At 67.1% G+C, this 14944-nt stretch carries 15 protein-coding genes, 1 tRNA gene and 1 pseudogene; 5 read left to right on the top strand and 12 right to left on the bottom strand.

What is annotated here, in order from left to right:
• Positions 1-320: pseudogene (locus G3T36_RS19450) on the top strand (IS481 family transposase); the annotation flags it as partial.
• Between the two features lie 49 nt (positions 321-369).
• Here G3T36_RS19450 and G3T36_RS19445 read toward each other — a convergent pair.
• Positions 370-451 (bottom strand) — tRNA-Tyr (locus tag G3T36_RS19445).
• A 394-nt stretch (positions 452-845) separates the two neighbouring features.
• Here G3T36_RS19445 and G3T36_RS19440 point away from each other — a divergent pair.
• Both G3T36_RS19440 and G3T36_RS19435 read left to right on the top strand, forming a co-directional pair.
• A complete protein-coding gene (locus tag G3T36_RS19440) occupies positions 846-1868 on the top strand; it encodes a substrate-binding domain-containing protein (RefSeq protein ID WP_163291539.1) in 1023 nt (340 codons plus the stop codon).
• Between the two features lie 21 nt (positions 1869-1889).
• The gene (locus G3T36_RS19435; RefSeq protein ID WP_163291526.1) at positions 1890-2378 is read left to right on the top strand and encodes a YajQ family cyclic di-GMP-binding protein; all 489 of its coding nucleotides are present in this window, start codon (positions 1890-1892) and stop codon (positions 2376-2378) included.
• Positions 2379-2396: 18 nt separating this feature from the next.
• On the opposite strand, the gene G3T36_RS19430 is transcribed toward G3T36_RS19435, so the two are convergent.
• From G3T36_RS19430 to G3T36_RS19410, 5 genes are all read right to left on the bottom strand, one after another.
• Positions 2397-3386 (bottom strand): alpha/beta hydrolase, encoded by a 990-nt coding sequence (locus G3T36_RS19430; protein ID WP_420811062.1) that lies wholly within the window; start codon positions 3384-3386, stop codon positions 2397-2399.
• Positions 3387-3427: 41 nt separating this feature from the next.
• Positions 3428-3808 carry a hypothetical protein gene (locus G3T36_RS19425; protein ID WP_163291525.1) on the bottom strand — a complete coding sequence of 127 codons (381 nt, stop codon included), beginning with the start codon at positions 3806-3808 and terminating at the stop codon, positions 3428-3430.
• Between the two features lie 117 nt (positions 3809-3925).
• The gene (locus tag G3T36_RS19420) at positions 3926-5284 is read right to left on the bottom strand and encodes an FAD-dependent oxidoreductase (protein ID WP_163291524.1); all 1359 of its coding nucleotides are present in this window, start codon (positions 5282-5284) and stop codon (positions 3926-3928) included.
• A 32-nt stretch (positions 5285-5316) separates the two neighbouring features.
• A complete protein-coding gene (locus G3T36_RS19415; RefSeq protein WP_163291523.1) occupies positions 5317-6393 on the bottom strand; it encodes a polyprenyl synthetase family protein in 1077 nt (358 codons plus the stop codon).
• Positions 6393-7109, bottom strand: coding sequence for a class I SAM-dependent methyltransferase (locus tag G3T36_RS19410; protein WP_338031658.1), 717 nt, complete (start codon positions 7107-7109; stop codon positions 6393-6395). Before G3T36_RS19410 ends, G3T36_RS19415 begins: the two co-directional genes overlap by 1 nt.
• 78 nt (positions 7110-7187) lie before the next feature.
• On the opposite strand from G3T36_RS19410, the gene G3T36_RS19405 reads away from it, so the two are divergent.
• Positions 7188-8450 carry an isochorismate synthase gene (locus G3T36_RS19405; RefSeq protein ID WP_338031657.1) on the top strand — a complete coding sequence of 421 codons (1263 nt, stop codon included), beginning with the start codon at positions 7188-7190 and terminating at the stop codon, positions 8448-8450.
• A 10-nt stretch (positions 8451-8460) separates the two neighbouring features.
• Here the strand turns inward: G3T36_RS19405 and G3T36_RS19400 are convergent, their stop codons facing one another.
• From G3T36_RS19400 to G3T36_RS19390, 3 genes are all read right to left on the bottom strand, one after another.
• A complete protein-coding gene (locus G3T36_RS19400; RefSeq protein ID WP_163291522.1) occupies positions 8461-9312 on the bottom strand; it encodes a polyphosphate kinase 2 family protein in 852 nt (283 codons plus the stop codon).
• 70 nt (positions 9313-9382) lie between these two features.
• A complete protein-coding gene (gene menD / locus G3T36_RS19395) occupies positions 9383-11140 on the bottom strand; it encodes a 2-succinyl-5-enolpyruvyl-6-hydroxy-3-cyclohexene-1-carboxylic-acid synthase (RefSeq protein WP_163291521.1) in 1758 nt (585 codons plus the stop codon).
• Entirely contained in the window at positions 11133-11489 is a 357-nt protein-coding gene (locus tag G3T36_RS19390) for a PLDc N-terminal domain-containing protein (RefSeq protein WP_163291520.1), read from the bottom strand. The genes menD and G3T36_RS19390 overlap by 8 nt, the downstream gene beginning before the upstream one ends.
• Positions 11490-11531: 42 nt before the next feature.
• Here G3T36_RS19390 and G3T36_RS19385 point away from each other — a divergent pair, with 42 nt between their 5' ends.
• Positions 11532-11840: a DUF4229 domain-containing protein gene (locus G3T36_RS19385; RefSeq protein WP_338031656.1), complete on the top strand. Its 309-nt coding sequence runs from the start codon at positions 11532-11534 to the stop codon at positions 11838-11840.
• Here the strand turns inward: G3T36_RS19385 and G3T36_RS19380 are convergent.
• The 3 genes from G3T36_RS19380 to G3T36_RS19370 are packed head-to-tail and all read right to left on the bottom strand — an operon-like array spanning position 11828 to position 14944.
• Entirely contained in the window at positions 11828-12814 is a 987-nt protein-coding gene (locus G3T36_RS19380) for a 1,4-dihydroxy-2-naphthoate polyprenyltransferase (RefSeq protein WP_163291519.1), read from the bottom strand. The genes G3T36_RS19385 and G3T36_RS19380 overlap by 13 nt on opposite strands.
• A 26-nt stretch (positions 12815-12840) precedes the next feature.
• Positions 12841-14001 carry an AMP-binding protein gene (locus G3T36_RS19375; protein WP_338031655.1) on the bottom strand — a complete coding sequence of 387 codons (1161 nt, stop codon included), beginning with the start codon at positions 13999-14001 and terminating at the stop codon, positions 12841-12843.
• Positions 14002-14032: 31 nt separating this feature from the next.
• On the bottom strand, positions 14033-14944 hold the full coding sequence (locus G3T36_RS19370) for a 1,4-dihydroxy-2-naphthoyl-CoA synthase (protein ID WP_163291518.1): 912 nt from the start codon (positions 14942-14944) through the stop codon (positions 14033-14035).

The raw sequence follows: 14944 nt of genomic DNA, 5'->3' as shown, positions 1-14944 counted from the left end.
CAACACCCGGCCACGCCTACCGCAGCACCCCGAAAGCCGTCCCCGCCGGCAGCAGTCACCCCGTCCACTACCGCATCCGCTACGACCACGTCGGCACCAACGGCAAGATCAGCTTCCGCAGAGCCGGACGAATGCACCACCTCGGAGTCGGCTACGAACACCGCGGCGCCCGCATCCTCGCCATCGCCGACGAACACACCGTCACCGTCGTCCGCCTCGACACCGGAGAAGTCATCGCCACCAACGACATCGACCCCACCCGCACCTACTGGCGCAACAACCAAAAAGCCCCGGCCGATGGCCAGGGGCTTCCTAGATGAGACCTAAGTCGCGACTCAGGTGAGACCTATGTCCCGACTCATCACAGGGTGGCGAGTGAGGGATTCGAACCCCCGAAGTCTAAGACGGCTGATTTACAGTCAGATCCCTTTGGCCGCTTGGGTAACTCGCCAGGGCGCACCCGACCACATGTATTCATCTGACCGAAGGCGCTACATAAGGATACTCATCGAGGCTCGTCTGGTGAAATCGGCTCATCGGGCTTCTCGGATGATGGCCGCGCCTCGTGTTCTCCCGACGCCGGTGGCACCCGTCGCATCCGCACCAGCTGCAAGATCGTGACGACCAGCGCGCCGAGTAGGACGATCAGGCCACCTGCAAAAGCCCACGGCGAGAGGGTTGACCCCGTGGCCGCCGGGGCGGCGCCAAACAACACCAATGCCGCGCTCATTCCGCCTCCGATGCGTCGTCTGGGGAGCATACCCGCGCCAGGCCCGATCGGGAAGAGCGCGGCCTCTGTGATCGATAGGATTCAACGAGGCGGAGCGAACGATTGCGAGGTGTCCGTGGTCGGAATCGATGAGGTTGCTCGCCTCGCGGGCGTCTCGACGGCTACGGTCTCGCGCGCCCTCAGCGGGAACGGCCACGTATCGCCCGGCACGCGCCTGAAGGTGTCGCAGGCGGCGCTGGATCTCGGCTACGTGGTCTCGTCGAACGCCTCGAGCCTCGCATCCGGGCGCACCAAGAACGTGGGTGCTGTCGTGCCCTACCTCAATCGCTGGTTCTTCTCGTCGGTCATCGAAGGCGCCGAACGCGCGCTGCTGCGTCACGGTTACGACCTCACCCTGTACAACCTGAGCGGGGGCGGCGATGAGCGCCGCAGCGTCTTCGAACACTTCCTGCTGCGCAAGCGGGTGGATGCGGTGATCGCCATCTCGCTCGAACTCACCGAAGACGAGGTCAGCCGGCTGCTCGCGCTCGGCAAACCGATCGTCGGGGTCGGCGGCCCCCTCGCCGGTGTCCGCACCCTCACCATCGACGACGTGGCCGTGGCGCGGCTCGCGACCGAGCACCTTCTCGCACTCGGACACACCCGCATCGCCCATGTCGGCGGCCACAAAGAGTTCGATCTCGACTTCCACATCCCGACCAACCGGCGCATCGGCTACGAGCAGGCGTTGACGGGTGCGGGCGTGCCCTTGAGGCCAGAACTGTACCAGCCCGCCGACTTCACCATCGGGGGCGGGTACCAGGCCGCGAAACAGTTGCTCGGCGCTCCCCGGGATCGCCCGACGGCGATCTTCGCGGCATCCGACGAGATGGCGATCGGCACCATCCTGGCGGCCCGCGACCTGGGACTGAGCGTTCCGCACGATGTCTCCGTCGTCGGGATCGACGACCACGAACTGGCCGAGTTCTTCGGCCTCACGACGGTGGCGCAGTTCCCCACCGGTCAGGGAGAGAAAGCTGTCGAACTGCTGATGGGCGTACTGCAGCCCGAGGAGGCGCAGCCCGAACCCGTGAATACGGCACTCCCATTCGAATTGGTGGTGCGATCGAGCACGTCACGGCCCGACCCTTCTTCGTGAGTCGCCACATAAACTGGGTGCATGGCAGATTCATCGTTTGACGTGGTCAGCAAGGTCGACAAGATGGAGGCCGACAACGCGCTCAACCAGGCGCGCAAAGAAGTCGAGCAGCGGTACGACTTCAAGAATGTCGGCGCCTCCATCGAGTGGAGCGGCGAGAAGGTACTGATGAAGGCCAACACCGAAGAGCGGGTGAAGGCCGTTCTGGAGGTCTTCGAGTCGAAGCTCATCAAGCGGGGGATCTCGCTGCGCAGCCTCGACACCGGCGAGCCGTTCGCGTCGGGCAAGGAGTTCCGCATCGAGGCCGGCATCAAGAACGGCATCGAACAGGATGCAGCCAAGAAGATCTCGAAGCTCATTCGCGACGAAGCGCCCAAGAGCGTCAAGTCGCAGATCCAAGGCGACGAACTCCGTGTCTCATCGAAGAGCCGAGATGACCTCCAGGCGACGATGGCGCTGCTGAAGAACGCCGACCTCGACGTCGCGCTGCAATTCGTCAACTTCCGCTGAGCGACTGCGCCCCGGCTCTCAGCGCGAGGGCAAATAGGCGCGGAGCCACCGGATGACCTGGGTGTAGGCGTCTGCCCGAACATCCGCTGCCGACAGGAACACGTCGTGGAGGGCGCCGTCGAGACGAGCGACCGTCACGATCGGAGCCAGTCTGACGGCCCGCACAGCGATGTCGTCGACGACGAGCACGCTATCGGCTCGCATCATGTCGGGTGTCCAACGCGGAAGCACGGCCGAATGAGCTGACAACAGGATGAGCACCGGAGCGTCGATCGAGAGCCCCGTGGCGATGCGAGCGTGCCCGGCGAGCACTGCGTTCAACCAACCCGGATGCACGGCGAAGCCCCGGATGGGCCGCCAGTCGAGGTTGTACGTCCATTCGCCGTCCATCGTGGACGAAATAGATCGCGTATAGAAGCCGAAGTCGACGTTGGGCAGGGAAGCGTGGGGCTCGAGCCGCGCCTGCATGCCGACCAGCGGCGCAAGAGCCGCCCGGCCCGCTCCGCGCGCCTGGAATTCGAGCCACGGACTGTTCAGCACGAGTGCAGCAACGCGGCCGGGGTGACGATCGGCCCACAGGCTCAGGATGAGACCGCCCGTCGAGTGTCCCATGAGGATCAATGGACGCCGTTGCGGCTCCCCTTCGCTCATGATCTCCAGCGCGATCTCCATCTCCTCGTCGTAGGCGGCGAGGTCGGCGATGTCACCCGGTGTCTGGTGTGGGCGGAGGCTCCGACCGTATTTGCGCAGGTCAAGGGCAAAGAAGCGCGCCCCCGCGTTGTGCCAGAACTCGGCGAGCTGGGTCTGGAAGAAATAGTCCGACCAGCCGTGGACATAGAGGACATCCGCTCCCCCGGCGACGGGCTTGGCGAGTCGGACGCGCGGTGCCGGACGATAACGGACGAGAGTCGCGACGACCTCGCCTTCGCTGTCCGATTCGAGCGGAATCGTCCGACGCTCGAAATGGTCGCCGAGCACGTCGGGCACCCAGCTGTTCAACGTCGACACGATCACACCCTAGTAGCGGACCCGCGATATGATCCCGACCCTCAGACCTCTGGTATTCCGCTGCCGAACTGCTTGCTCGTCAAAGCCTGAACGTCACGGTCAAGATCGCCGACCCGCTTGTCGAGCGAGCGGACCCCTGCTTCAACACCGTCGAGGCGAGTGTCGATTCGGTCGAGGCGACGATCGACGTCGGCGAACGAGCGCTCGATGGTCTCGAACCTGATCGTTGACTCCACACGGAGTCCGGTGATATCGGCATGCACTTCCGCACGGAACTGGCCGAGCTGTGCACCGATCTCCGTGCGAAAACTCTCGAACTGATGCTTCATCGTTCGTGTCACAAGGTGCACGAACGCGACGACGGTGGAAACGAGGGTCGCGAGGACGACCCCGATCATGGTCCAGGTTGGGGGCTCAGTCAATGTCACTTCTCCAGCGTGCCGGTTGCATAGCTATAACGCTAGGCATGTAAAAGAAGTGGCACGTGTGCGGGCAAGAATCTGTGGAGAAAACCTACGAACCCGCCATTGTGGAGGAGCCTACGAGCGGTTGGAGATCTTCACCATCTCGTCGCGCGGGACGACCTTGATGCGCGTACGCCCCTCCGCCGCACCGAGCGCGAGCTCATGCGAGTCGAGATTGTGCCAGCCGTCAAGGTTCGTGTATTCGACGCCGCGTTCACGCAGCAGGGTCACGATCGACTCCTCCGACGGGTCGACGGGCGTCCACCAGTTGCCCTGGTCGTTGATGACGTGCTTGATCGTCTCCATGGCGTCCGACTTGGTGTGACCGATGAGGCCGACCGGCCCGCGCTTGATCCAACCGGTGGCGTAGACCCCGTACATCCGCGTGTTGTCGGTCTTGTGCAGCACCTGGCCCTCCCGGTTCGGGATGACGCCGTGCTTCTCGTCGTAGGGGATGTTGTCGAGGGGCGACCCGAAGTAGCCGACCGCCCGGTAGAGCGCGCGGATCGGGATCTCCCGGATCTCGCCCGTCCCGCGCACGCCGCCCTCGCCATCCGGCGCCGTCCGCTCGTACCGGATAGCCGAGACATGTCCCGTGCCGTCGTCGACGATCTCGAGCGGCTTCGCGTAGAAGTGCAGGTGAAGCCTGCGCGACGCCGCGCCGACCTCGCGCTGGCGCCACTGCTGGAGCACCCGGTCGATCACCATGACCTGCTTGTTGCTTGCGATCGCGGCCTTCGACGCGTCGTCGTAGTCGAAGTCTTCTTCGTAGACGATCATGTCGACGTCGTTCAGCTCGCCCAGCTCACGCAGCTCGAGCGGTGTGAACTTCACCTGGGCCGGTCCCCGGCGGCCGAAGATGTGCACGTCGGTGACGGGCGACGACTTCAGGATGTCGTAGACGTTCGCCGGGATCTCGGTGGGCAGGAGGTCGTCGGCGTGCTTGGCGAGCATGCGCGAGACGTCCAGCGCCACGTTGCCGTTGCCGATCACGGCGACCGACTCCGCTTCGAGCGGCCAGGTCCGTGGCACGTCGGGGTGCCCGTCGAACCAGCTGACGAACTCGGCGGCGCCGTAAGAGCCATCGAGATCTACCCCGGGGATGTCCAGGTCGGCGTCACGGATGGCCCCGGTCGCGAAGATCACGGCGTTGTAGTGTTTCTTCAGATCGTCGAGCGTGATGTCGGTGCCGAACTGGACATTGCCGAAGAGACGGATGTCGCCACGATCGACGACCTCGCGAAGCGCGCTGATGATCCCTTTGATGCGCGGATGGTCGGGCGCGACCCCGTAGCGCACCAGGCCGTATGGGGCGGGGAGCTGTTCGAAGAGGTCGATGGAGACGTCGAATCCGCGCTCGGCCTTCAGCAGGATGTCGGCGGCATAGATGCCGGCCGGTCCGGCACCGACGATGGCCAGTCTCAATTTGGTCATGCCTGATCGCCCTCTCTTTCAGATGGATCGGCCTAGCTGGATCGTTCGACGATGGTGTCGGCGAAGCGCGTGAGCGCCTTCTTGACCGGGCCGTCGGGCAGCGGCTCGATCGCTTCGACCGCTTCTCGCGCCCATCGGTGGGCTTCGGCGAGCGTCTGCTGGGTGACGCCGTGTTCGCGGAGGTCAGCGATGGCAGCGAGGGCCGCAGGGGTTATCGGGCCGTCGTCGGCTGTTCCGATGACATCCCGTTCGAGCCGATCGAGCAGGTCCTTCGCGTCAGCGTCGGTCACGGCCCGTTCCCGGAGACGGAGCAGAGGCAGCGTCGCGACGCCCGCGCGCAGGTCGGTTCCCGGCGTCTTCCCGGTCTCCGCCGTCGCACCGGAGAGGTCGATCACGTCGTCGATCAGCTGGAACGCCACGCCGACCTTCTCGCCGAACACCACGACGGGCTGTTCGTACTCGGACGGCGCTCCAGAGAAGAACACGCCCATCTGTGCGGCGGCGGCGATGAGCGAGCCGGTCTTGTCGGCCAGCACCTTGAGGTAGTGCTCGACGGGGTCTTCGCCCTCGCGAGGCCCGATCGTTTCGTGCAGCTGGCCGAGGCACAGCCGCTCGAAGGTGTCGGCCTGCAGATTGATCGCGCGTTCACCGAGGGAGGCGACCATCTTGCTCGCCCGCGCGAACAGCAGGTCGCCGGTGAGGACGGCCACCGAGTTGCCCCAGACATGCTGGGCGCTGGGGACGCCCCTCCGCATCTGGGCTTCGTCCATCACATCGTCGTGGTACAGGGAGGCGAGGTGGGTGATCTCGATCGCTTCCGCCGCCGTCAGGACTTCGGGAGTGTTGCCCTTCCCGAGCTGAGCGGTGAGGAGGGTCAGCATGGGGCGGACACGCTTGCCGCCGGCTTCGAGAAGGTAGCGGGCCGTCACATCCGCGAGGTTGTCTGCGAAGCGCATCTCGGCGTGGAGTCCCTCTTCGACGCGGAGGAGCCCTGCGTCGATGGCCGCCGCGAAATTCTTGTCTTCGCTCGACGCGAAGATGCGCTCGCTGAGGCCGACCTGCCCCGAGAGCGAGGTACTTCGCCTGACGACCGGAACGCTTGAAGCCACTACTCCCCCTTGGTGAGCGGCACGAAACCGCGGTGCAATGCGACGATTCCCGCCGTGAGGTTGCGGTACGCGACCCGCTCGAAGCCGGCGTCGCGCATCCACTCGCTCAGGACCGGCTGGCTCGGCCACTCCGCAATCGAATCCATCAGGTATTCGTATGCCACCGGATTCGAACTCGCAAGTCGCACCAGCACAGGCATACCGTAGCGCAGGTAGGCGAAGTAGCCCGTTCGGACCACGGCGGCCGGCGGGCGCGAGAACTCGCAGATCACCAGGCGGCCCCCGGGCTTGGTCACACGACGGAACTCGGCGAGCGCGGCTCTCGGGTCGACGATGTTGCGGAGGCCGAACGAAATCGTGACCGCGTCGAATTCGGCGTCGCCGAACGGGAGCGCCGTCGCATCCGCCTGGACGAATTCGATGAAGGGGTTGCCGGCCTGGCGCTGCCTGCCGACCTCGATCATCCCCGCGGAGAAGTCGGCGGCGATGACGCGTGCGCCCGTGCGGGAGAGGGATGCGCTCGAGGTGCCGGTGCCGGCTGCGACGTCGAGCACCCGCTCACCGGGCTTCGGGTCGACCGCTCGCGTGGTCGCGTACCTCCACAGCGCCGCGTTGCCGACGGACAGGATCGTGTTCGTCCTGTCGTAATGGATCGACACCTCGTCGAACATCGCAGCGACCTGCTCGGGCTTCTTGTTCAGGTCGGCCTTGCTCACCGTGCTAGCTTACCTTTCACTTCGAACCCCCATCCCGCGCGCATCGGACGCTCAGTTCGGCGGGCGTAGGCTTGAGCAGTGACTCCTCCTTCGACCACGGCGCACGAATCGCGCGTCGTCGAACTCACGGTCGAGACCACGCCCCTCGACGATGTGCATCGATTACCGCCTTTCCTCGATGCGCGCCACCCTCTGGTGTGGATGAGGAAGGGCGAAGGAATCGCCGGCATCGGCACCGCTCTCCGACTGGAGTTCACGGGTCCCGACCGGATGCGCGAAGCGGCGGCCGCGTGGCGCGAGGTGGTCGGCGCAGCCACGATCGCCGACCCCATTGCGAAGCCGGGGACCGGACTGGTCGCGTTCGGAACTTTCGCTTTCGCGGATGACAGCGCGCTGAGCAGCGTCCTGATCGTGCCCGAGGTGGTCATCGGCCGCCGCGACGGGCGGTCCTGGATCACCCGCATCCACGCCACCGGTGCCGATGCCGCAGCGGGCCTCCCGAAGCCTTCCCCGTTCGGCGCGGAGTATCGGCTCTCGCTGCTTCCCGGCGCGCTCAAGCCCGACGCCTACCGGGCGGCGGTGACGGATGCGGTCGCGCACATCCGCGCCCACGATCTCGGCAAGGTCGTGCTCGCACGCGACCTGGTCGGCCACCTCCCCCTCGAGTCCGACGTTCGTCGCGCCCTCGTCGACCTCGCACTCGGCTACCCCGACTGCTGGACGTTCGCCGTCGACGGTCTCGTCGGGTCGAGCCCCGAGACCCTGGTGCGTGTCGACCACGGGACCGTGAGCGCCAGGATCCTGGCCGGGACGATCTCCCGGGGGCCGGATGGCGCGGCTGATCACCGGGCGGCAATCGCCCTCGCCAGCAGCCTCAAAGACCTCGATGAGCACCAGTTCGCCGTGCAGAGCGTGCTCACCGCACTCGCGCCTCACAGCAGTTCGCTTCATGCGAGCGAGATCCCCTTCACCCTGAAGCTCCCGAATCTCTGGCACCTCGCAACGGATGTCGTCGGTACCCTCAGCGACGGTTCGACCTCGCTCGATCTCATCGACGCGCTGCACCCGACCGCCGCCGTCGCGGGTAGCCCGACAGCTGACGCCCTCGAGGTCATTCGCCGGCTCGAGCCGTTCGATCGCGGACGCTATGCGGGCCCGGTCGGCTGGGTCGGCGCGGATGGGGATGGCGAGTGGGCGATCGCGCTGCGTTGCGCCCAGCTGACGGAGTCCGGTGACCTCACCGCATATGCCGGATGCGGGATCGTGGCCGAGTCCGATCCGGACCGCGAGCTCGCGGAGACGGCGATGAAGTTCCGTCCCATCGTCGAGGCGTTCGGCTAGTGCTGGTCGGCTAGGACGCCGCGAGCCGCTTCTTCTCCTTCTCGATGTCGTAGTCGACCTCGGGCCAGTCGAGATCCATGCCCTGGAGAGCGTCGATCAGCAGGTGCTGGACGGCCAGCCGCGCATACCATTTGCGGTCGGCGGGGACCACGTACCACGGAGCGACGTCTGTCGACGTCCTCTCGAACATGCGCTGGAACGCCGTCTGGTAGTCGTCCCAGCGCATCCGCTCGTCGACGTCGGCCGGGTTGTACTTCCAGTGCTTGTCATCCCGTTCGAGACGGCTGGCCAAGCGCTTCTTCTGCTCGTCCTTACTGATGTGGAGCATGACCTTGACGATGGCGGTTCCCGTCTCGACGAGCTCGCGCTCGAACCGGTTGATGGCGTCATACCTGCGCTCGATCTCCTTGGGCGGAGCCAGTTCGTGTACCCGAGCGATGAGCACATCCTCGTAGTGCGAGCGGTCGAAGACACCGAACTCGCCGGCCGCGGGTACCCGCTTGGCCACCCGCCACAGGAAATCGTGCGCCAGCTCGACCGGGGTGGGCGCCTTGAAGGCGACGTACTTGACCCCGTTGGGGTCGACGGCCCGGACGACGTGGGAGACGATCCCACCTTTGCCTGCGGTGTCCATCGCCTGCAGAACGAGGAGGACCTGCTTCCGTTCGCCGACCGTGCCCGCCGCGAAGAGCTTCTCCTGCAGTTCGCGGAGCGCGGCCGACCCTTCGGTGAGCGCGGCGGCCGCCTGCTTCTTTCCGCGATCGAAGCCCGGGCGGGCGTCCGTCGCCGTCTCGGACAGCGTGAACCCGTCGCCGGCTCTCAGCAGTTTGACCGGATCGGTTGTCCAGAACGTCTCATACATCTGGCGGTCTCCTCATCGTCGAACGCCACCACTCTCCCACGGTTTGGGCCGCTCGTCGCCTCCGGCGTCGTCAGCGGTCCAGCGGCACTTCGAGGATGCTCGGCCCGGCCGGCGGTGCTGACAGGGCCCGATCGAGTTCACCGCGCGTACGGACCACACGATGGTGCCAGCCGTACGCTGCGGCGAGCGCCGCGATGTCCACATGCTGCGGTGTGTACATGACGCGGTCGAGTGACGCCTCCGGTGCGGTCGAGGCGACTTCGAGCCCGTCGAAGATCGTTCCGCCCCCGTCGTTCCCGACGACGAGCTGCAGGTGCGGGCGTGGTTCGCCGTCGCCGAGAAGGAGTGCCCCGGCGTCATGCAGAAGGGCGAGGTCGCCGAGGAGCACCCGCGTGACGCCGGATGCCTCGCCGCCGGCATCCGCCGCGGCCCGGCTCGCGAGTGAAATGCCGATCGCGGTCGAGATGGTGCCGTCGATCCCGGCGAGTCCCCGGTTGGAATGAACCCGGATGCGCTTTCCCGGCACGATCCTGTCGGCGTCGCGGATGAGGCGGGATGCTCCGAGCACGAGCCGGTCGTACGGCCAGGTGAATCGCCACAGCGCTTCGGCCAGCATCGGCCGGGTGATCGGCGCCCGCACCGCGGCGAGCTCGGCCCGGGCGAACGCGCCCCGCTCGACCGGGTCGGATGACATCGCTCTCTCGAGGTCGGGGACGGCGAGGCCCGGATCGGATGCGCGTTCCCTTTCTTCACGAAGCGCCCGGCTCGCGAACACCCAGCTCCCCGTCCATGCGCGGGCTTCGCGCGAGTCCGGGTCGTGCTCGGGCGAAGCGACCACAGCGCCGGCGATCGTCGCACGGCGACCCGGGTCGTAGACCTCTGCACCGCGCGGCGCCACGACGATGGTCTCGATCGCGTCACCTATGAGAAGGGCGGGAACTTCCCGGCTGAGTGTCGGATGACCGAACACGATCGCCCGATCGATGCGGCCCCCGAAGTCGTCGTCGCCCAGGAGCTCACGGTAGGACACGACGAGATTCGGGCCGAAGCGCGCCCCGCTCGAGACTTCCGCCAGCAGCGGCCAGCCTCCGTCGCGCGCGAGCGCTTCGGCCTCGGGTCCGGCCCCGGCTCCCGCGATGACGACCGTGCGGATACCTGCGGGCAGTTCGATGACCGGGCGCCCGGCCACGGTCACAGCGTCGGGTACGACGGCAGGCGCATAAGGAACCGAGCTCGCGCGGACCGCATCCGGAGGGACCGCCACCGACAGCGGTTCGCGGAACGCGACATTGAGATGGACCGGCCCGGGATTGCCGCTGGCCGACCCGAGTGCGGCGACCACGGCCGTACGGGCGAGCTCCCGCGCCCGCTCCGGTTCGCCTGGCGCGCCGTGCGGCGCTTCGACATCGGCCTCGCACCGCACCGCACCGCCGAACAGGCCCGGTTGCACGGTCGTCTGGTTGGAGCGGATGCCCCGCAGCTCCGTCGGCCGGTCGGCCGTGATGACGATCATCGGCACCATCGAATGATGGGCCTCCAGGACGGCCGGGTGGAGGTTCGCGGTCGCGGTGCCGCTCGTGGTGATGACCACGGCGGGTCGACCGCTCTCGATCGCGAGGCCGAGCGCGAGGAAACCCGAGACGCGCTCATCGATCCGCACATGCAGCCGGACGGATGCGCTGCGTTCCAGTTCCGCGACGACGAGAGCGAGCGCCTGCGATCTCGATCCCGGGCTGAGCACCACATCCCGTACGCCGAGGCGCACGAATTCGGTCAGAAGGGCGAGCGAGTAGTCGGTGGCAGGATTGCCGGTCGGGGCATCATGCATCCCGTCGGCCGGTTTGGTCGTTCTCTCCGCCATCCCCGTCGAGCTCGGCGAGCTCCTGCTCGAGCCTCCGGATGCGCTCCTCCTGGTCACGATCGCTGGCGAGGCGCTTCAGGAAGGCCGGATCGTCGTCGGGCGCGACCGTGCGCAGCGCATTCTGCGTGTGTCGGCGCCCCCGCCCGATGAGGAACCAGAGGATGCCCCCGATGATCGGGAACAGGATGATGACGAGAAGCCAGATCGGCTTGGGAAGGCCGCGCACTCGTGACCGGTCGAACAGCGCGCAGTCCACCACGGAATAGATGTAGAAGACCGCGGCAACGACGCCGAGGACGATCCAGAGGCGAACCATGCATCAATCGTAACTCTCAGAGAGTGTCTCTAAGCTGGGAGCGTGAAAGGCATTCCCTCCTGGGTCACGTACACGGTGCTCCGGCTCCTGATGTTCGTCGTCCCCCTCGTGATCCTGCTCCTCCTGCACGTGGATGCGTGGATCGCCGTGGTCGCTGCGGCGCTCATCGGGCTGTGCCTGTCCTATGTCCTCCTGAGGCGTCCACGGGAAGCCGTGGCGCGCGACCTCTACGCGGTGCGGCACCGCGAGAAGCCGGTGGTCTCAGCCGATGACGAAGCCGAAGACTCCGCGGTCGACTCCGCGGGCGGGCCGGCGGGCGCCCCGGGGAACCGCCCGGATCAGAAGGCGTAGGCCGCACCCAACGCGACGGCGATCGCGAGGCCGGTGAAGCTCGTCAGCTGGAGCGCGAGGATGAGTTCGCGCGACGTCTTGGCCGTCAGCACGATGATGCAGGCCGGAAGTGCGAGCAGGAGCGCGAAGAACCCGAGCCACGCCCCGGGGTAGAAGATCGCCATGACGGCGAGGACTCCGAAGGGGACGAGCACGAACACGCAGTACACGATGCGGGATGCGACGTTTCCGATGAGCACAGCGAGGGTCCGCTTGCCGGCCTGCTTGTCCGGCACGATGTCGCGGATGTTGTTGACCATCAGCACGGCGCAGGCGATAAGGCCGGCCGCGATCGCTCCGAACCACGCCTCCTGGTTGACCACACCGGCGAGCATGTAGGTCGTCCCTGCCGTTGCGACCAGTCCGAAGAACACGAAGACGAACAGTTCGCCGAGCCCGTAGTACCCGTAGGGGCGCTTGCCCCCGGTGTAGAACCAGGCCGCCGCGATCGCCGCAGCTCCGACCAGCAGGATCCACCAGTGCTGGGTCAGGATGACGAGCACGAGCCCCGCCAGCGCGCCGAGGGCGAAGAAGCTCAACGCGACGGTCAGGACGGTGCGCGGCTTCGCACGGCCTGACCCGGTCAGCCGGCTCGGACCGACCCGGTACTGGTCCGTGCCCCGGATGCCGTCGGAATAGTCGTTCGCGTAGTTGACGCCGATCTGCAGGAACACCGCGACCAGCAGGCAGAGCACCGCACGAACCGGGTGGTAGACACCCGCGCCGTCCGCGACGGTCGCCGCGCCCGTTCCGATGATGACCGGGCTGATCCCCAGGGGCAGCGTGCGCAGCCGCGCACCCGCGATCCAGTCGGATACCGTGGCCGGCTTGACCTTGACCTTGGGCGCTCCAGGGCGGCCGCGCCCCGACCCGCGCGCGTTGCCCGGCGCGTTCCTGGGCTTCGATTTCTGTGTCTTGGCGCGGTTCTGGCTCATCACAGAGCGAATTCTATCCACGCACCCTATGACGCCGGATGCATCGCCACGTGCCCGGCGATTGCGACCCGATCCGGCTTACCGCTCGCGAGCATCGGAAGTCGTTCGACCCGCACGATCCGTGCCGGCGCGGCCGCCTTCCCCAGAACCGCTCCGACGGCGAGGCGCAGCGCGGGCAGGTCGAGCGGGGGTGCCGCGTCGATGACGACCACGGGAACCTGACCCCATTCGGCGCTGACCTGTGCGACCACGACGGCGCGTTCGAAACCGGGCTGCGCGCGCACAGCGTGTTCGACGGCGTCGAGGAGAACCTTCTCGCCACCCGAGATGATCACGTTGTCGGCGCGGCCGCTCACGACGACCCTGCCGTGCTCGACCTTTCCCAGGTCTCCCGTGCGATACCACCGGTGGCCCGCATCCATGTGGAATGCGGCATCGGTCCGCTCCGCATCGCCCAGGTACCCCTCCGCGAGTGTGGGCCCGGCGATCTCGAGCAGTCCCTGTTCTTCGCGCACGATGGTGCTGCCGATCGGCTCGCCGTTGTACACGCATCCTCCCGCGGTCTCGCTCGATCCGTACGTTGCAGTGAGCGTGACGCCGTGCAGCTCTGCGCGCTCACGGAGCGAGGGTGCGAGCGCCTGGCCGCCCACGAGGATTCCGTCGAAGGAATTGAGGATGCCGGCCAGCTGCCGATCCTGATCGGCCACGTCGAGCAGCCGCGCGACCTGCACGGGCACCAGCGACACGAACCGGGCGTCGCCGGTCATCGACGCAGCCAGGTCGGCGAAGGCCCGAGGGTCGAAGTGGCCTGCGGAGAGGATCACCGGATCGGTTCCCGCGGCCACGGACCGCACGAGAACCTGAACACCTGCGACGTAGTGCGCGGGAAGCGCGAGGAGCCACTGCCCCTGGCCGCCCAATGCGCTCGCAGACGCCGCCGCACTCGCGAGCAGGGCATCCGCAGACAGGGCTACGCGCTTGGGCACCCCCGTCGAGCCCGAGGTCTCGATGACGAGCGCGACATTCTGGGGCACGGTATCGGGAGCGGCCGCGGCGCCCGGCGCCCGTTCAGCACCCGCCCGGTCGCGCGGCATCACGGCCGGCCCGGCACCGGAGAGCACATCGCGCACGGCCTCGAGGACAACCCGGGGATGCTCCGAGTCGACGATGCGAAGCGGTCGCGTCACCTCGGTACCGCCTCAGTCGGTGCTGCCACGATCAGTACTGCCAGGGGTACGGCGACCAGTCCGGTTCCCGCTTCTGAAGGAAGGCGTCGCGGCCTTCCACGGCTTCATCCGTGCCGTAGGCGAGACGCGTCGCCTCGCCGGCGAACACCTGCTGACCGACGAGCCCGTCGTCGACGGCGTTGAAGGCGAACTTCAGCATCCGGATCGCCGTCGGCGACTTGGTGAGGATCTCATTCGCCCACTCGAGCGCGGTGGCCTCCAACTCGGCGTGCGGCACCACGGCGTTCACGGCGCCCATCTCGTAGGCGCGCTCAGCCGAGTACTCACGAGCGAGGAAGAAGACTTCGCGCGCGAACTTCTGGCCGATCTGGCGAGCGAAGTAGGCGCTGCCGTAACCCGCGTCGAACGAGCCGACATCGGCATCCGTCTGCTTGAACCGCCCGTGCTCGGCGCTCGCGATCGTGAGATCGCAGACGACGTGCAGCGAGTGCCCGCCCCCGGCCGCCCAGCCCGGGACGACCGCGATGACCACCTTCGGCATGAACCGGATGAGGCGCTGCACCTCCAGGATGTGCAGCCGGCCGCTTCGTGCGGCATCGATGCCCGAAGCGGTCTCGCCCTCCGCGTACTTGTAGCCGTCGCGGCCCCGGATGCGCTGGTCGCCACCCGAGCAGAACGCCCACCCGCCGTCCTTCGGACTCGGCCCGTTTCCCGTGAGAAGGACGACGCCGATCCTCGGGTTCGTGCGGGCGTCGTTGAGTGCTGAGTAGAGTTCGTCGACGGTGTGCGGCCGGAAGGCATTCCGTACCTCCGGCCGGTCGAACGCTACCCGCGCCACCCGCCCGGCGAGGTCGTGGTGATAGGTGATGTCCGTGAGGCTCTCGAAGCCGGGGACCGGCTTCCATGCGCTCGCGTCGAAGATCTCAGAAACGGCCTGTGCCAT

The sequence above is a fragment of the Leifsonia tongyongensis genome (genome assembly GCF_010686705.1).
Classification (GTDB): domain Bacteria; phylum Actinomycetota; class Actinomycetes; order Actinomycetales; family Microbacteriaceae; genus Diaminobutyricibacter; species Diaminobutyricibacter tongyongensis.
This window is presented reverse-complemented; position numbering and strand designations above follow the sequence as displayed.